This is a genomic window from Gryllotalpicola ginsengisoli DSM 22003, assembly GCF_000419445.1.
In the GTDB taxonomy this organism is placed as follows: Bacteria; Actinomycetota; Actinomycetes; order Actinomycetales; family Microbacteriaceae; genus Gryllotalpicola; species Gryllotalpicola ginsengisoli.
Genome location: NZ_AULK01000001.1, coordinates 576,185 through 593,837 on the forward strand (window position 1 = coordinate 576,185; position 17,653 = coordinate 593,837).

The window sequence follows — 17,653 nt, forward strand, 5'->3', positions numbered from 1 at the left end:
GGGTCGGAACGACGGAACCCGACGTTCCATTCTGCCAGACGAACCGACGCTCGGACTAATCCGCGAGGCGCCGGGCCGCCGCGATCCCCTCGCTGGTCGCGCGCACCGCGTCGACGCGGCTCGCGTCGCGTGCACCGCCGACGATCTCGTGACGGATGCCGCGTGCCTCGAGCTCCGCGGAGAGCGGATCGTGCTCCACCTGCCCGGCGCACAGCACGACGGTGCTGCCGGGAACGAGCTCGACGGCGCCGTCGGGGTGCTCCACCTCGACCCCGTCGGGCGTGATGCGGCGGTAGGCGATGCCCGCGAGCATCCGTACCCCCGCATGCGTGAGCGCGCCCACGTTGACCCAACGGGAGGTGATGCCGACGCCCTGGCCGAACTTGCCGCTGCGCCGCATCAGCGTCACGAGAGCGCCAGGGCGCGGGCGGTGCAGCGCCCGGGTGGGGCGGGAGCGGGCGAACTCGGCGGAGCCGGTGAGGCCGAAGCGCGCCTGGAAGGCGAGGGCACGGGTCTTCTCGTCGTGGCTCTCGACGAGGAACGCGGCCAGGTCGACACCGATGCCGCCGCCGCCGATGATCGCGACGCTGCCGTCCGGAACTCCCTCACGGATCGCGCGCTCGTAGCTGAGCACGTGCGGCAGCTCGGCGCCGGGCAGTTCGACCTCGCGCGGCCGCACGCCGGTCGCCAGCAACACGCCGTCGAAGCCGGCGAGCTCGTCGACATCGGGCGCCTCGCCGAGGCGCAGCGTGGCGCCGGCCGCTTCGAGGCGCCGCTGGGCCGAGCGCACCGTGAGCCGGTAGTCCTCTTTGCCGGGCACCCGCGCGGCGAGGGCGAACTGGCCGCCGAGGGCGGCGCGCTCCTCGAAGACGGTCACGTCGTGCCCACGGCGGGCGAGGGCGTCGGCCGCCGCGAGACCCGCCGGGCCTCCCCCGACGACGGCGACGCGGCGGCGGTTGTTCGTCACACCGGCGGGGAACTCGCGCTCGCGGCCCGCGCGCGGGTTCACCAGGCACGAGATCGGCTGGAACACGAGCGAGCGGTCGATGCACGCCTGGTCGCAGCCGATGCAGCTGTTGACGAGAAGGTAGTCGCCGCGGAAGGAGCGGTTCACGAGCTCGGGGTCGGCGAGGAACGGCCGGGCCAGCGCGACCGCGTCCACCTTGCCGCGGGCGAGGATCGCCTCGGCGTCCCGCAGGTCGGTGACGCGGTTGCTCGCGATGACGGGCACCTCCGGGTGGGCGGCGTGCACGGCGTCCGCGAGCCGCTCGCCGTAGGCGATCCAGGCGCCGTGCGGCACGGATGCCTGCACCGTCGGCACCACGGATTCGTGCCAGCCCACCCCCATGCCGAGCGCGGCCACGCCCCGCTCGGCGAGGGCCAGGGCGAACGCATCCACCTCGTCCTCGGTCGTCGAACCGGGCATCAGGTCCGCCGCCGACACCCGCACGGTCACGGGGAAGTCGGCGCCGACCGCCTGGCGCACCGCGTCGAAGACGGCGAGCGGGAAGCGCATGCGCGCGGCCGCGTCCCCTCCCCACTCGTCCTCGCGCAGGTTGGTCAGCGGGGAGAGGAACTGGTTCAGCAGGTAACCCTCGGAGGCCATCAGCTCGACGGCGTCGAAGCCGGCCTCACGGGCGGCGGCGGCCGAGGCCGCGAAGTCGGCGACGGTGCGCTCGACGTCGGCTGCGCTGAGCTCCCGCGGGACGAGGCCGCGGGCGGCGCGCCACGGCACGGGGCTCGGCGCGACCGCCCAGTCGCCGACCGCGTAGCGGCCGGCGTGGAACAACTGCGCGGCGATGACCCCGCCCGCCTCGTGCACCGCCGCGGTCGCGGCGGCGAAGCGCTGCCGGCACGACGCATCCGTCATCACGGCGTAGTCGGGGCCGCCCCGCGCCTCGTCGCTCACCGCGACGCCGCCCGTGATGATCAGGGCGGCACCGCCGGCGACCCGCTCCCGGTAGAACGCGGCCAGCGCCGCGCCGCCGTCGTCGCGCGTCTCGAGACCGGTGTGCATGCTGCCCATGACCACCCGGTGCGGCAGCTCGAGGGGGCCGAGCCGCCACGGGGTGCGCACGAGCGGGAGCTCGGTCACCTGCTCGGCGGCTTCGAGACGCGCTGCGCGCTCCTCAGCCATCGGGGTGGGCGGCCTGCGCTCCTCAGCCATCGGGGTGGGCGGCCTGCGCTGCTCAGCCATCGCGGGCGTGCTGCGCTCCTCAGCCAGCGGGGGTCACTCTCCGAACACGGCGGCGCGCAGCTCGCCGGTGGTGTCGGACCAGAACGGCGGGGCGATGATCGTCAGGCCGCCGTCGACGGTGAGCACCTGGCCGGTGATGTAGCCGGCCTTCTCCGAGAGCAGGAACTGCGCTGCGTCGGCCATGTCGTCGGCCTTCGCCGGGCGCTGCAGCGGCAGCTTCGAGAGCACGGAGTCCATCGGGGCCATGCCCGGCACCTTGTTGTAGAAGTAGTCGAGCGAGTCGGTGTCGATCAGGCCGCCGTTCACCGCGTTCACGGTGATGCCGCGGGGGCCGAACTCGGCGGCCATGTAGCGCATGTACTGCTCGGCCATGGCCTTCGCGGCGCCCAGGGCGGCGTAGGTCGGGAAGGCGCGCAACGAGCCGTAGCTGGAGATGTAGAGGATGCGCCCGCCGTCCTTCATGCGCTCGGCCGCGCGCTGCGCACCCAGCACGAAGCTGCGCGCGTTCATCGCGTAGCTGCGGTCGAGGTGGTGCAGCTTGAGGTCCTTGATGGGCTTGAACGCGGCCGCCGCGGCGTTGGCGACGAAGGCGTCGATACGGTCGTAGTGCTCGTCGACGCCGGCGAACAGCGCGTCGACGCCCTCGGCGGTCTCGATGTCGGCCTGCACCGTGACGCCGTCGCCGCCGGCGGCGCGCACCGCGGCCAGGCTCTCGTCGGCGAGGTCGGCGTTCTTCTTGTAGTTGATCACCACGTGAGCGCCCTCGGCGCCGAGCTTCTCGGCGAGCAGGCGGCCGATGCCGCGGCTCGCGCCGGTGATGACGACGACGCGGGGAGCGGTCTCTACCAAGTCAGGGATCCTTCCGTGCTGGCCAGCCCGGTCAGGGCGGCGCGGGCGACGACGAGCTTCTGGATCTCGTTCGTGCCCTCTTCGAAACGCTGGGCTCGGGCATCGCGGTACACGCGCTCGATCGGATGCTTCTTCCAGTAGCCGCGCCCGCCGTGCACCTGCAGCGCGTTGTCCGTCACCTGGGCGAGCATCTCGACGGCCACCATCTTCGCCGCGCTGGACAGCGCGCTGGCGTCGGGGGCGTCGTTCTCGTAGGCCCGGGCGGCCTGGATGATGAGCGCCTTGGCGGCGGCGATGTGAGCGTAGTTCTCGGCGAGGTAGAACTGGATCGCCTGACGCTCGGCGAGCTTCTTGCCGAAGGTCTCGCGCTCGTTGGCGTAGGCGATCGCGAGTTCCTGTGCGCGCTCGGCCAGGCCGACCGCGCTCATGGCGACGGAGACGCGGCTGGGCAGCAGGAAGCCGCCGAGGGCGACCTCGAGGCCCTGCCCTTCCTCCCCCAGCCGGTACTTGGCGGGCACGCGGGTGTCATGGAATTCGAGGATCGCGTGGTCGGTGCCGCGCACGCCCATGGTGTCGGAGTCGTCGATCACGACGGCGCCGGGCAGCCGGTTCGGCATCGCGAACGCGACCGTGCCGTCGTTGCCCTTGGTGCCCTCGAGGCGGGCGGCGATGAGCAGATAGTCCGCCTTCACGCCGAAGGTGATGAGGTGCTTGACACCGTTCATCACGTACTCGTCGCCCTCGCTGCGCACCGTGGTCTGGATGTCGGCGCCGGTGCCGTTGTCGGGCTCGGTGAGCGTGAACGCGACGAGCTTGTCGCCCGCGACGGAGGGCTTGACGACCTCCTCGATCAGCTCGCGGCTCGCGTAGGGGGCCATGGCGCGCCAGGTGCCGTTGATGACGTGCACCAGCATGCGGATCGAGCCGTGCGACTTGGAGATGATCTCGAGCAACTCCAGGTAGCGGCTGAACGGGATGCCGCGGCCGCCGAGCTCGACGGGGGCGGCCAGGCTGAGCCATCCGTTGCCCTTGAGTTCGTCGAACAGCTCGGCAGGGACCTCGCCGGTCTCCTCGATCTTCTCCGCCCACCGCTCGCCCGGGCCGGCGACCCATTCGGCGATCTCGGATTTGAGGGCGGCGAACTCCGCCTCGTCGGTTTCGGCGACAGCCACTAACGCTCCTTGCTCTGGTTGGCGTCCTGGGCGACGAGGGCGGCGGCCTTCTCGCGCAGCACGTTCTTCTGGATCTTGCCGACGGCGTTGCGCGGCAGCTCGTCGATGGCCTCGAGCCGCTCGGGCCAGTAGTACTTCGACACGCCGTGCGCGTTCAGGTACTCCTGCATCGCCGCGAACTCGAGGTGCTGACCCTCGCGCGCGGGGACGACGAAGGCGCAGGCGCGCTCGCCGAGGCGGGGGTCGGGCATGGCGACGATCGCGATGTCGGCGACGAGCGGATGCTGGTACAGCAGGTTCTCGATCTCGACCACCGGCACCTTCTCGCCGCCGCGGTTGATGACGTCCTTCACCCGCCCGGTGACGTGCAGGTAGCCGGCCTCGTCGATGAAGGCGAGGTCGCCGGTCTTGTACCAGCCGTCCTCGGTGAACACGTCGGCGGTGAGGTCGGGGCGCTCGAGGTAGCCGCCGAACAGCGTGGGCGAGCTGAACTCGTAGTTGCCCTCGGTGCCCACGGGCAGCTCGACGCCCTCGTCGTCGACGATGCGCAGCGTGATGCCCTCGAGTGCGCGGCCGTCGGTGCCCCACATGCTCTCGGGCGGATCGTTCGGGCCCGACAGGGTCGCGAGGCACGTCTCGGTCGTGCCGAAGGCGCCGAGCACGGCGGTGTCGAGCACGGTCGTCGCCTTGCGGGCGAGCTCCCGCGGCACCGCGGCACCGGTCGCGACGAAGATGCGCAGCGACTCCGGCTTCGGCTTCCGCCCGCTCTCGACGAGGTCGACGAGGTCGGTCAGGAACGGCGTGGCCGCCTGCACGAACGAGGCGCGGGCCTCGCCGAACGCCTGGTCGAGGGCGACGCTGCCGTCCCACACGGGCTGGATGACGGAGGCGACGCCGAGGCGCCAGGCCAGCAGCATGCCGTACAGGAAGCCGGTCTGGTGGGCCAGCGGGCTCGGGATGTAGACCCGGTCGGAGTCGTTCAGCCCGGAGCGCTGCACGTGCATCGCGGTGGCGAGGCCGAGCGTGCGGTACGGATGCTGCACGCCCTTGGGCTCACCCGTGGTGCCGGAGGTGAAGAGCAGCTGGCACACGTCGTCGGGTCCCGGCATCCGGCTCGCGATGAGCTCGGCGTCGGGGGTGACGCTCGCGAGCGCCGTCTCGTAGTAGCGCCAGGTCCAGCTCGCCGCCTCGGCGCGCGCCACAGCCGCGTCGGGGATCGGCGGCACGTGCGTCGACTCGGCGCCGTCTCGGTTCTCGGCCTGCAGCACGATGACGTGCTCGAGGTGCAACCGGCGACCCGACTGCTTCGCCTCTTCGGCGACCGACACCAGTTCGACGGCCGCGCGGCGGTTGCGGAACAGGTTGGGCAGGAACAGCACCCGCGCCCGCGAACGCGACAGCGTCATGGCCACCTCGCGCGGGCCGAACACCGGCATGATCGGGGTCACGACGGCGCCGATCTGCATGGCGCCGAGCGAGATCGCGATGAACTCGCTCCAGTTCGGCAGCTGCACGCCGACGGCGTCGCCCTTGGTCACGCCGAGTTCGAGCAGCAGCTGTGACACCTTGTCGGCTTCGTCCTGCAGCTTGCCCCAGCTCATGGTGACGGGCGCGCTGCCGCCCACCTCGATCACGGCGGGCGCGTCGGGCTGCGTCTTCGCGTACTCGCGCACCGCGATCGGCAGCACGAGCGGCTCGGCGTCGAGCGGGGCGGATGCCGGGGCCTCGCGCTCCTCGTCCTCCCCCGTGTCCCGCGACGGCGCATCCACGTCGATGTCGAGGCCGATGGAGGTCATCGCCTCGAGGAACGTCGGGTAGGAGATGCGGTAGGCGCGCGGATAGGTCAGGCTCGTCTCGCCGTCGCACTTGGTTCCGGCGATCGCGAGCGACATGAGCACGCGGTGGTCGTTGAAGCTCGACAGCGCGGCGCCGGTGCCCCGTGCGCCGGCGGTGCCGTTGATGTGCAGCTCGGTGGGCTCCTGGGTGGCGTCGCCGCCCATCTTGTTGAGCTGCAGCATCGCCGCGACGCGGTCGGATTCCTTGAGCCGCACGTGGCCGACGTTGCGCAGGTGACTGGAGCCCTCGGCGAAGTTGGCCATCACCGACAGGATCGGCAGCAGGTCGGGGATCGGCGTCGCATCGACGTCGAAGGGCTTGAGCGTGATGCCGTCGTGCCTGATGCGCACCCAGCCGGTCTGCTCGTCGATGGTCATCGGCACCCCCATCGAGGCGGCGATGTCGAGGAACTCGGCCTCGGGGTGGTCGACCTCCGCGGTGGTCGCCGCGGAGAGGCCCTTGAACAGGACGTCGGCGGGGTGCAGGGCGGCGGCCGCGATGCCGAAGGCGGCCGAGCCGATGTCGGCGGGGATCGTGTAGTCGGCGGCGGTCCCGGTCTGGTTCGCCGGCACGGTGTAGGTCAGCCAGTCGTCGCTCACCTCGACCTGGAAGCCCCAGTGGCGCATCATGCGCACGGTGAGGTCGACGTAGGGCTGCTCGTTGAGCTGGCCGCCGGTGATGTGGATCGTCGTGTCGGTCTCGGCGAACGGCGCCGTCAGCAGCAGGCCGGAAACCCACTGCGAGAGGGTGCCCGCGATCTCGACGTCGCCGCCCGTGGGGCGCTTGGGCTGCACGGTGATGGGCGGGCAGTCGTTCGTCGACTCGAGCTCGACGCCCATCTCGGTCAGCGCGGTCAGCAGGGCCTTGATCGGGCGGCGGCGGAAGTACTTCATGCCCGTCAGGGTGGTCGGTCGGTCGGAGAGCGCCGCGAGGCCCGTCATGAAGTACAGGGTGGTGCCCGAGGACCCCACGTTGAGCAGGCCGTCGAGGCCGCGGGAGCCCCGCTCGTTGAGCTCGACCCCGTGGAACCGCCCGCCGGCGCCGGTCACGAGGTACGAGTCATCCGTGATCTCGATGCCCACGCCGAGCGCGCGCAGCACGCTCACGGTCCATTCGACCTGGCGAGTGGTCGAGATGCCTCTGATGACACTCGTACCTTCGGCCAGAGCGGCGAGCACGAGCGCGCGATGCGCATGGTACTTGGAGACCGGGATCTCCAGCGTGCCCTCGAGACGATGATCGGTTCCTCTAGAGATCAACTGCACGATGTCACGCTACCGTCGCTTTGATGCCGCCGCGGGCATGCACGCCGGGGTCTCGAGAACCCGGTCAACCGCGGCCGAACAGCTTCTGGATCTGCTCGAGGTCGGCCGGGGCGGGCTGCTTCGCGCCGCCGAGACCGAAGCCGGATCCGCTCGGCGCGCCGGCGCCGGAACGGGTGCCGGCCGCGAGCGCCGCGTTCTCGGCGGCCCGCTTGGCGGGGTTGCCCGAGCGCGACTTCTTCTTCTGCTGCGGCTTGGGCTTGCCGACGTAGCCAGCACCCGGCACCGGGCCCATGCCCGGCACCTGGGGCACGCCGCCCTTGGCGACGGTCTTCATCATCTTGGACGCCTGCTCGAAGCGGTTCACGAGCTGGTTGACGTCGGTGACGGTCATGCCGGAGCCCTTGGCGATGCGCAGGCGACGCGAGCCGTTCAGGATCTTGGGGGTGCGGCGCTCGGCGGGCGTCATCGACTGGATGATCGCCTCGGTGCGCACGATCTCGCGCTCGTCGAACTGGTCGAGCTGCTGCCGCATGGCGCCGGCGCCCGGCAGCATCCCGATCATCTTCTTGATCGAGCCCATGTTGCGCAGCTGCTGCATCTGCTTGAGGAAGTCGTCGAGCGTGAAGGTGTCGGTCGCGAACTTCTCCGCGACCTGACGCGCCTCCTCCTCGTCGAAGGCCTGTTGCGCCTGCTCGATGAGGGTGAGGATGTCGCCCAGGTCGAGGATGCGGCTGGCCATGCGGTCGGGGTGGAACGGCTCGAAGTCGTCGAGGCCCTCACCCGTGGACGCGAAGATGATGGGCCGGCCGGTGACGGATGCCACGGACAGCGCCGCACCGCCGCGGGCGTCGCCGTCGAGCTTGGAGAGGACGACCCCGGTGAAGTCCACGCCGTCCTGGAACGCCTTCGCGGTGTTGACGGCGTCCTGGCCGATCATCGCGTCGATCACGAACAGCACCTCGTCGGGGTTCGTCGCCTTGCGGATGTCGGCGGCCTGCTTCATCAGCTCGGCGTCGACGCCGAGACGGCCGGCCGTGTCGATGATGACGGTGTCGTACTGCTTGCGCCGGGCCTCCTCGACCGCGTTCTTGGCGACCTTGACGGGGTTGCCCACGCCGTTGCCCGGCTCGGGGGCGTACACGGCGACGCCCGCCTGCTCCCCGACCACCTGGAGCTGGGTGACCGCGTTGGGACGCTGCAGGTCGGCGGCCACCAGCATCGGGGTGTGGCCGTCCTTCTTGAGCCACTTGGCGAGCTTTCCGGCGAGGGTCGTCTTTCCTGCGCCCTGCAGGCCGGCGAGCATGATGACGGTCGGCGGGGTCTTCGCGAATTCGAGGCGCCGCTGCTGGCCGCCGAGGATCTCCACGAGCTCCTCGTTGACGATCTGCACGACCTGCTGCGCGGGGTTGAGCGCACGGTTGACGTCGTCCGAGAGCGCCCGCTCGCGCACCTTGGCGGTGAACCGCTTGACGACGTCGAGCGCGACGTCGGCCTCGAGCAGGGCCCGGCGGATCTCGCGGACGGTGCCGTCGACGTCGCTCGCCGAGAGCTTGCCCTTGGTGCGGAGGTTCTTGAGGCTCTCGGTGAGCCGGTCGGAGAGTGAGCCGAAGATCGCCATGGTGGGACGATTCTACCGGGGCCGCCCTCCGTGAGTGCCGGTGCGGACGTCGTGGAAGGTGCGCAGCGATGCGAGCGGCACCCCGTCCCAGCCGAACAGCGACTGGTTGTCCCATGCGGAGCCGCCGTACCAGGGGCCGACATTGACCGGGTCGTAGCCGCTCGCGGCGCCGGGCTGCGTGGTGGCGGATGCTGCGAACGCGGCGCGCCGCCTACGGAACGTCTTCCACGGCGATGACGTCGCCGTCCGAGCCGAACGACACCACGAGCAGCTCGTCGGACTCGTCGGGGTCGATCGCGTAGTCGAAGATCGCGAACGCGTCGTCGCCCTCGGTGTTCTCGGGTAGCAGGGCGACGCGGATGAGCTGCAGCGATTTGAGCACGTCGATCGCGATGTCGCCCGAGTTGTCGACCATCAGGTCGAGCAGGGTCTGCAGGTCTTCGCCTCGGGAGTCGACCTGCCGGTCGATGAAGCTGGTGGTCGCCGACTGGCGCTCCGAGAGCTGGGCGACGAGCGCCTCCCGGGCGCGGTCGTCGAACGCCTCCAGGTTCTGCACCATCGCGGCGGCGAGGTCGAGCGACACCGCGCTCACGACGTCCTCGTCGTCGGCGCTCAGCTGCACGTCGACGACCTGGTCGCCGACCTCGACCGTGTCGTCCCAGAACAGGCCGCCCGACGTCGTCGAGTCGACGAGGCCGAAGAAGTCGTGCTCGATGGCCACGGCGGTCACCCCACCAGCTGCTGCGCGAACACGTGCGGGGTGAACCCGGTGAGGTCGCCGATGCCCTCGCCCTGCCCGACGAGTTTCACGGGCAGCCCGGTCTTCTCCTGCACCGACAGCACGAAACCGCCCTTGGCGGAGCCGTCGAGCTTGGTGAGCACCAGCCCGGTGACGCCGGCGTGCTCGAGGAACGCCTCGGCCTGCAGCAGGCCGTTCTGCCCGGTTGTCGCGTCGAGCACCAGCAGCACCTCGGCGATCGGCGCCTGCTTCTCGACGACGCGCCGGATCTTCGCCAGCTCGTCCATCAGGCCGCCCTTGGTGTGCAGGCGCCCCGCCGTGTCGATGATCACGATCTCGACGCCGTTGCGCTTGGCGTGGTCGACCGTCTGGAACGCGACCGAGGCCGGGTCCTGGCCCTGCTGCTGCGGCTTGACGATGCCCACGCCGGCCCGGTCGGCCCAGGTGGCCAGCTGCTCGACGGCCGCCGCACGGAAGGTGTCCGCGGCGCCGACCACGACCGAGCGCCCGTAGTTGGTGAGGAACTTGGCGAACTTGCCGATCGTCGTCGTCTTGCCCACGCCGTTCACCCCGCACACGAGCACCACGGCAGGGCGCTCGGAGAGGTGGAGGGTGGTGTCGAACTTCGCCAGCCTCTCCTCGAGCGTTTCGCGCAGCATCCGTTGCAGGTCGGCGTAGTCGGTGGTGCGGTACCGCTCGACCTTCTGCTTCAACTCGTCGATGACGGCCTCGGTCACGTCGGGGCCGAAGTCGGCGCCGATGAGGGCGACCTCGAGCTCGTCCCAGGTGTCCTCGTCGATCTGGCGCTTCTGCTGACCGGTGAACAGGCCGCGCAGCGCGCCGCCGAAGGACCAGGAACGAGCTTCTGCCATAGCCGCCAGTCTAAGCGGCGGTGCCCGTGCCGACCCGCTGGCCGACGACCGCCGAGACGCCGTCCTGCCGCATCGAGACGCCGTAGAGCGCGTCGGCGATCTCCATCGTGCGCTTCTGATGGGTGATGATGATCAGCTGGCTCGAGGCGCGCAGTTCCTCGAACACCGACAACAGCCGGCCGAGGTTCGCGTCGTCGAGCGCCGCCTCGACCTCGTCCATGATGTAGAACGGGCTCGGCCGCGCCTTGAAGATGGCCACCAGGAACGCGACCGCCGCCAGGGACCGCTCGCCGCCGGACAGCAGGGAGAGCCGTTCGATCTTCTTGCCCGCGGGCCGCACGGAGACCTCGATGCCGGTCGTCAGCAGGTCGTCGGGGTCGGTGAGCTGGATGCTGCCGCTGCCGCCCGGGAACAGGATCGGGAACACCTCGGCGAACGCCGCCTTGGTGTCCTCGAACGCGGCCTGGAACACCGTCTGCATGGTCTGGTCCAGCTCGTCGATGATGGTGAGCAGGTCTTTGCGCGTGTTCTGCAGGTCGGTGAGCTGCTCGGTGAGGAACTGGTGGCGCTGCTCGAGCGCGGCGAACTCCTCGAGGGCGAGCGGGTTCACGCGGCCCAGCTGGTCGAGCGCGCGCTGCGCCTTCTCGTAGCGGCGCTGCTGTTCGGTACGGTCGAACACGGATGGCTCGCCGCCCTCCTCCTCGGCCGGGATCGGCACCTCGGGCCCGTACTCGGCGATCAGCACGTCCTCGACGAGGCCGAGCTCACTGCCCGCACGCTCGAGCAGGCTCGACAGGTGCAGCTTCTTCTCGTAGATCTGCAGCTCGAGCCCGTGCACGCTCTCGCTGACGGCCTGCAGCCGCTCCCGCAGCTGCGCCTCCTCGCGCCGCAGCGTCTGCAGCTCCTCGTTCTGGCTGGAGCGCTGCTGCTCGGCGTTCGCGAGCTCGAGGCGCGCCTGCGCGAGGGATCGCTCGGTCGACTCGAGCACGGCGGGCAGTGCGTCGGCGACGGACTGCGCGGCCTCGAGCTGATGACGGCGGATGACGGCGCGCCGGGCCGCCTCCTGGGCGGCGGCGCGCTCGGCCTTCTGCCGCTGCGCGAGCTGCTCGGCGCGCTGCAGCTGCGCGCGCACCCGCTCGCGGGCGGTCTCGACGGCGAGGCGCGCCTGCACCTCCGCCTCCCTGGCCTTCTCCACCTCGAGGGCGACCTCGTCGCGGGCGCTCACGTCGAGGATCGGCCGAGGCTTCGACGCGGCGGTCTCGTGCGCCCGCTTGGCCTCCTGCGCGGCGCGCTCCGCCTCGGCGACCTTGGCCTCCGACTCGGCGAGGCCCCGGGCCAGTCGCTCCGACTCGGCGTTCGCGGCCTCGAGCTGCGCGGTGAAGCGGCTCACCTTCTCGCTGTGCTCGGCGAGCTGCGCATCGTAGGCGCGCAGCTGGGTGAGCGCGGCGGCCGACGACTCCTTCGCGGACTGCAGCGCGGCGCGCTGCTCGTCGTGCTCATGGCGGGCTCGCTCGATGGCGGACTCGAGCTCCTCCAGGCGGGCCGCCGCCGCGTCGCGCTCGGCGAGGAGCTCGATGCGGCCGGCGCCCTCACCGCTGCCGCCGCGCAGGGTGAACCTCGAGAGCACTTCGCCGGCCCGGGTGACCAGCACGGCGTCGCTGCCGGCGTAGGACGGCCACAGCGCCTGCGCTTGCTCGAGGTCGTCGACGACGAGGGTGCGGGCGAGGAGCGCGGCGACGCTCGGCGGGGCGGTGACGAGCAGGTCGACGGCCGGCTGCGCTCCGGGCGGGGACTCGACGGATGCCGGCGCCTCGTCGCGGGTGCCGTCGGCTGAGACGAGCACCTCGACTGCCCCGAGCCTCTCGGCGGCGGCGAATCGGGCCGCGTCGACGGCGGCGTCCCTGCTCTCGACGAGCACGGCGTCGGCCAGGGTGCCGAGCGCCGCGGCGATGGCGGTCTCGTAGCCGGGCTTCACCCGGAGCGCATCCGCCACCCGGCCGGTGACGCCGTCGCGACCGGCCGAGATCAACGCGGCCGATCCGTCTCGTGCTTCGAGGGCGCGGGTCAGCGCGCCGACCTTGCCGGCGAGGGCGTCGCGCTCGCGCTCGAGGGTGCGCAGCTGCTCGCGCAGCCGGTCGATCTCCGCCTCGGCCTCGAACACGGCGGCCTGGGCGAGCTCGTACGCCTCGGAGAGCTCGGTCTGCGCCTCCGGCCCCAGCGGCGAGGCGTCCTCGACGTCGGCGAGCGCCTCCTCCGCCGCCGTGCGGCGCTGCGCCGCAGCCTCGAGCTGGTTCTGCTGGCGCAGCACTTCGCCGCGCAGCGCGGCCAGGCGCTGCGCCGCGGCATCCGCTTGACCGGCCAGCTTGGTGAGCTCGAGGTCGTGCCGCGAGATCAGCTCGGCCTGGGCGGCGATCTCCTCGTCGATCGAGTCGAGTTTGGAGCGGGTCTGCCGGGTGCGGTGCTGGGCGGCCGCGAGCGCGGCCTCCGCCTCGGCGACCGCCTCGCGCAGCGTCTCGGCCTCGGCGCGCGCCTCGTCGACGGCAGCCTGCGTGACGCCGGGCGTCGTCTCGGGGGCCTGCGCCTGGGCGCTGAGCAGCGCGATCTTCTGCGCGGCGAGCGTGTGCAGGCCGCGCAGGTGCTCCTGCGCCGACTCGAGGCCGTGCGCGACGGAGCGGGCCCGGTCGACGGCGTCGCCGACCTGGGCCTGTTCGAGGCGGGCGATGCGCAGCCGCTTCTGCTCCACCTGCTCCTGCAGCACGATGCGCTCGGAGTGCCGCGCCTGCTCGTCGCGGCCGTAGTCGTCGAGCTGCCGGCGCAGGCTCACCACCTCGTCGGCGAGCAGGCGCGCGCGGGCGTCGCGCACCACAGCGGCGACCGTCTGCGCCTCACGCGCGATCTCGGCCTGCTTGCCGAGGGGCTTGAGCTGCCGGCGGATCTCGCCGGCGAGATCGGACAGCCGGGTGAGGTTCGTCTGCATCGCGTCGAGCTTGCGGAGCGTCTTCTCCTTGCGGCGGCGGTGCTTGAGGATGCCCGCGGCCTCCTCGATGAATCCGCGCCGCTCGTCGGCGGTCGCATGCAGCACCTGATCGAGCTGCCCCTGCCCGACGATGACGTGCATCTCGCGCCCGAGGCCTGAGTCGGAGAGCAGCTCCTGCACGTCGAGCAGGCGGCAGGACTCGCCGTTGATCGCGTACTCGCTGCCGCCGTTGCGGAACAGGGTGCGCGAGATCGTCACCTCGCTGTACTCGATCGGCAGCGCGCCGTCGGAGTTGTCGATCGTGAGCACGACTTCGGCGCGGCCGAGCGGCCCGCGGGTCGCGGTGCCGGCGAAGATGACGTCCTCCATCTTGCCGCCGCGCAGCGTCTTGGCGCCCTGCTCCCCCATCACCCAGGCGAGCGCGTCGACGACGTTCGACTTGCCCGAGCCGTTCGGGCCGACGACGCAGGTGACGCCCGGTTCGAAGGCGAAGGTGGTCGGCTGCGCGAAGGACTTGAACCCTTTGAGGGTCAGGCTCTTCAGGTGCAACGCGATCTCCTTACGCCCGCACGAACGGATGCTGGGCTTTACGGTACCGGAGACTTCACGCACCCCGGCGCGTGACATTACGCTCGCGACAAACGGGAGGAGGAACGGCGTGAAGGTCGAGGTGACGCGCGTGTCCATCCCCTCCGACGTGGCGGCGCCCGAGGCATCCGACTTCGTGGAGTCCTGCGACGTCGCCAACGCGAGCGAGGTGGAGACCTGGGGCGGCGACGAGTTCGTGTACCCGCCCGAGGCGACCCTGAGCATGTTCCGGGGCAGCGCGCACCACTCGCGCTTCGTGTGGCTCGCGAAGCTCGACGGGCTGCCGGTGGGCCGGGTGGTCGTCACCTTCCCGCTGGACGAGGCCGACACGGGCGCCGAGCTGGCCGTCGACGTGGTCCCGGTCGCGCGCGGCCGGGGCATCGGCTCGGCGCTGCTGGCCCACGGCGAGGAGTTCATCGCCACCGGCGGCCGCGTCGACGTCGCGGGCTTCACCCAGCACCGGCTCACCGAGCGGTCGGCGCCGTTCGTCATCTCGGAGAGCGACCGGGACGCGCGATTCCTCGCCCGGCGCGGCTACCGCCTGGCGCAGACCCAGGTGATGGACGAGCTCGCGCTGCCCGTGCCGCCGCTCGTGCTGCGCGAGCTGTGGCGGCAGGCCCCGGTGGGCGACCCGGAGTACCGGCTGGTGCAGTGGTGGCGGCGCACCCCTAACGAGTTCCTCGACCGTTATGCGCGGCTGCGCTCGCTGATGGCGCGCGATGTCCCGCACGACGGCCTGGTCGTGGAACGGGCCGGCTGGGACGCCGCCCGGGTGCGGGCGGTGGAGGCGCGCGCCGCGGAGCGCGGCAGGCCCGCACTCGTCACCGCGGCGCTGCACGTCGCGAGCGGCGAACTGGTCGGCTACACCGAGATCGCCGTGCCGCAGGGCGCGGCCAAGGTCGAGCAGCACGACACGCTCGTCATCGGTCCGCACCGCGGGCACCGGCTCGGCCTGTGGATGAAGCTCGCGAACCTCAAGCGGCTCGCCGAGGCGGCTCCGCGGGCGCAGACGGTGCTCACCTGGACCGCAACGGGCAATGCGCCGATGCGCCGCATCAACCGGGCGCTCGGCTTCGCGCCGCGCGGCCTGCTCGGCAACTGGCACAAGCGGCTCGACTAGCGCGGCGCGCGCAGCCGCTGACACCGGCGGCAGAAGTGGCTCGAGCGGTTCATGAACGCCGCCCGCACGATGGGCCGGCCGCATCGGGGGCACGGCTCCCCCTCGCGCCCGTACGCGTTCAGGCTGTGCGCGAAGTAGCCGGCCTGCCCGTTCACGTTGACGTACTGGCTGTCGAAGCTCGTGCCGCCCTCGGTCAGCGCCTTGGCCAGCACCACGCGGATCTCGGCCAGCAGCAGCCGGGCTCGCGCGCGCGACAGCGACGCCGCCGGCTGCTCCGGGTGGATGCGCGCGGCCCACAGCGCCTCGTCGGCGTAGATGTTGCCGACGCCGCTGATCACCGTCTGGTCGAGGAGCACCCGCTTGATCGCGCTGCGCTTGCGGCCGAGAGCGGAAAGGAAACGCACGTCGTCGAAGCTCGTGTCGAGCGGGTCGCGGGCGATGTGCGCGACCTGCGACGGGGCCGCGTCGCCTTCGGGCGTGGGCTGGAGGCGGTCGATGGCGAGCGAGCCGAAGGTGCGCTGGTCGACGAAGAACACGGCGAGTTCGCCGAGCGACGGATGCTCGAGCTCGAGGCGCACCCGCACGTTGCGCTCGTGCTCCGGCCTCGCCCACGCCTCGCGCAGCAGGAGCTGCCCGGTCATGCCGAGGTGGGCGAGGAGGGCCAGGTCCGGTCTCCATTCACCTTCGGCAAGTCGACCCGCCGCATCCGGCTGCGCCGAGTCGACCGGCGGCGACAGCGGGATCCACAGGAATTTGCCGCGGCGCTGCGGCGCCTGCATCCGTCTGCCTTTGAGCAGCTCGGCGAAGTCGCCCGCGGCGCGGTCGTGCCGCGTCAGGGCGCGCTCGTCGAACACGTCGACCGCGGTGACGGTCGCCCCGGTGACGGCCGGAGCGAGGCCGAGGCGCACGACCTCGACCTCGGGCAGTTCAGGCATCCGCGGGCGTGGAGGCCTTGGTCCAGGCGTCGAGCGCAGCCGCCATCTCGGCGTGCTTCTTGCTGCTTCCCTCGCCGAGCCCGGTGGTGACCCCCTCCACGACCACCTTGGCGTGGAACCTCTTGCTGTGGTCGGGGCCGGTGCCGGTGACCTGGTAGACGGGGGCCGGGGCGCGTCGGCGGTCGGCGAGCTCCTGCAGGGCGGTCTTCGGGTCGAGCGCCGCGCCGAAGCGGTCGGGGTCGGCCATCAGCGGCCCGATCAGCCGCAGCACGAGCGCCGTCGCCTCGTCGGGGCCGGCGGAGAGGTAGGTGGCGCCGATGATCGCCTCCACGGTGTCGGCGAGGATCGACACCTTCTCGCGGCCGCCGGAGAGCTGCTCACCGCGGCCGAGCAGCAGGAACTGGCCGAGCTCGAGGCTGCGCGCGACCTCCGCCAGCGCTACGCCCGAGACCAGGGCGGCGCGGCGCTTGGCCAGCTCGCCCTCGTCGAGATCGGGGTGGTCGCGGAACAGCCGCACGGTGACGGCCTGGCCGAGGATCGAGTCGCCGAGGAACTCGAGGCGCTCGTTGTGCGGCAGGCCGCCGTGCTCGTACGCGTACGAGCGGTGCGTGAGGGCCAGCGTCAGCAGCTCAGGATCGACGGCGACGCCCAGACGCGACTGAAGGGCGTCCAGATCGGGACGCCCTTCAGCGGTGGTGCCGGTAGGCATTGCGGTTACGCGTCGGCGACCTTGCGGCCCTTGTACTCGAGGTACAGCTCGGTGCCCTGCGAGTCGGTGACGACCTTGGCACGGTGCGGGAGGCTGTAGGTGACCTTGCCGTTCTCGACGGTCTTGACGAGGGTCGGGACCTCAGCCTTCCACTGCGAGCGGCGGGCGCGGGTGTTGGCGCGCGACTGCTTGCGCTTGGGAACAGCCATGACTATCTCTCTTCTGTGTCGGTGCCGGATGCGCCGGCGTCGGTGTCTTCGGAAGCTCGGAAATCCGCAAGCGCAGCCCACCTGGGGTCTGTGATCTCTCGGGGCTCGCGATCCGGGTGATCCGCCAATCGCTCACCTGTCTCGGGGTCGAGACCGGGGCAATCGGGGCGACACACCGGCTGGAACGGCAGTGACAGCACCACCGCATCCCTGACCAGAGGTTCAAGATCCACGTGGTCGTCGTGAACCTCGAAGTCGAAAGCTTCGTCCTTAGAGTACGCGAAAAGATCCTGGAAATCGACTTCGACACCCTCGGTGATGTCGGTCAGGCAGCGCACGCACTGCCCCTCGGCGGTGGTGCTGACGCGCCCGGACGCGAGGATCCCGTCGTGCAGCGACTCGAGCCGCAGCTCGATGCTCACCTCGGCTCCGGCGGGCACGGAGACGACGCCCTCGCCCAGCTTCTCGGGAGCGGGGAACTCGAGCTGCTGCTCGCGGTGCTGCCCCGGCTGGTGGACGATGTCGTAGACGGGGATCGCGTAGGGGCTCTTGACGGAGGTCACAACC

13 protein-coding genes are annotated in these 17,653 nt (G+C 71.4%); 1 reads left to right on the forward strand and 12 read right to left on the reverse strand.

Annotated features, from left to right (window positions below):
• Positions 1–55: 55 nt before the first annotated feature.
• The 8 genes from H563_RS0102840 to smc all read right to left on the reverse strand — a co-directional run bounded on the left by H563_RS0102840 (position 56) and on the right by smc (position 14,074).
• On the reverse strand, positions 56–2,197 hold the full coding sequence (locus H563_RS0102840; protein ID WP_211212361.1) for an oxidoreductase: 2,142 nt from the start codon (positions 2,195–2,197) through the stop codon (positions 56–58).
• A gap of 33 nt (positions 2,198–2,230) precedes the next feature.
• A complete protein-coding gene (locus H563_RS0102845) occupies positions 2,231–3,046 on the reverse strand; it encodes an SDR family oxidoreductase (protein ID WP_022881103.1) in 816 nt (271 codons plus the stop codon).
• Complete coding sequence (locus tag H563_RS0102850; RefSeq protein WP_022881104.1) at positions 3,040–4,218, reverse strand: acyl-CoA dehydrogenase family protein; 1,179 nt, start codon at positions 4,216–4,218, stop codon at positions 3,040–3,042. Before H563_RS0102850 ends, H563_RS0102845 begins: the two co-directional genes overlap by 7 nt.
• Positions 4,218–7,319 (reverse strand): 3-phosphoshikimate 1-carboxyvinyltransferase, encoded by a 3,102-nt coding sequence (gene aroA, locus H563_RS0102855; protein WP_022881105.1) that lies wholly within the window; start codon positions 7,317–7,319, stop codon positions 4,218–4,220. Before aroA ends, H563_RS0102850 begins: the two co-directional genes overlap by 1 nt.
• Before the next feature lie 64 nt (positions 7,320–7,383).
• Complete coding sequence (gene ffh / locus H563_RS0102860; protein ID WP_022881106.1) at positions 7,384–8,937, reverse strand: signal recognition particle protein; 1,554 nt, start codon at positions 8,935–8,937, stop codon at positions 7,384–7,386.
• Positions 8,938–9,148: 211 nt separating this feature from the next.
• The gene (locus H563_RS0102865; RefSeq protein WP_022881107.1) at positions 9,149–9,667 is read right to left on the reverse strand and encodes a DUF2004 domain-containing protein; all 519 of its coding nucleotides are present in this window, start codon (positions 9,665–9,667) and stop codon (positions 9,149–9,151) included.
• Positions 9,664–10,548 carry a signal recognition particle-docking protein FtsY gene (gene ftsY / locus H563_RS0102870; protein ID WP_022881108.1) on the reverse strand — a complete coding sequence of 295 codons (885 nt, stop codon included), beginning with the start codon at positions 10,546–10,548 and terminating at the stop codon, positions 9,664–9,666. Before ftsY ends, H563_RS0102865 begins: the two co-directional genes overlap by 4 nt.
• A 10-nt stretch (positions 10,549–10,558) precedes the next feature.
• Positions 10,559–14,074: a chromosome segregation protein SMC gene (gene smc, locus H563_RS0102875; protein ID WP_022881109.1), complete on the reverse strand. Its 3,516-nt coding sequence runs from the start codon at positions 14,072–14,074 to the stop codon at positions 10,559–10,561.
• Between the two features lie 109 nt (positions 14,075–14,183).
• On the opposite strand from smc, the gene H563_RS0102880 reads away from it, so the two are divergent.
• Positions 14,184–15,233, forward strand: coding sequence for a GNAT family N-acetyltransferase (locus H563_RS0102880; RefSeq protein ID WP_022881110.1), 1,050 nt, complete (start codon positions 14,184–14,186; stop codon positions 15,231–15,233).
• On the opposite strand, the gene mutM is transcribed toward H563_RS0102880, so the two are convergent.
• Genes mutM through H563_RS18245 form a run of 4 tightly spaced genes read right to left on the reverse strand, consistent with a single transcriptional unit; the run spans position 15,230 to position 17,649 of the window.
• A complete protein-coding gene (gene mutM, locus H563_RS0102885) occupies positions 15,230–16,168 on the reverse strand; it encodes a bifunctional DNA-formamidopyrimidine glycosylase/DNA-(apurinic or apyrimidinic site) lyase (protein ID WP_022881111.1) in 939 nt (312 codons plus the stop codon). The two genes, H563_RS0102880 and mutM, sit on opposite strands and share 4 nt — an antisense overlap.
• The gene (rnc, locus tag H563_RS0102890) at positions 16,161–16,877 is read right to left on the reverse strand and encodes a ribonuclease III (RefSeq protein ID WP_022881112.1); all 717 of its coding nucleotides are present in this window, start codon (positions 16,875–16,877) and stop codon (positions 16,161–16,163) included. Before rnc ends, mutM begins: the two co-directional genes overlap by 8 nt.
• Before the next feature lie 5 nt (positions 16,878–16,882).
• On the reverse strand, positions 16,883–17,086 hold the full coding sequence (rpmF, locus tag H563_RS0102895) for a 50S ribosomal protein L32 (protein WP_022881113.1): 204 nt from the start codon (positions 17,084–17,086) through the stop codon (positions 16,883–16,885).
• 2 nt (positions 17,087–17,088) lie between these two features.
• Positions 17,089–17,649: a YceD family protein gene (locus H563_RS18245; RefSeq protein WP_022881114.1), complete on the reverse strand. Its 561-nt coding sequence runs from the start codon at positions 17,647–17,649 to the stop codon at positions 17,089–17,091.
• Positions 17,650–17,653: the final 4 nt, after the last annotated feature.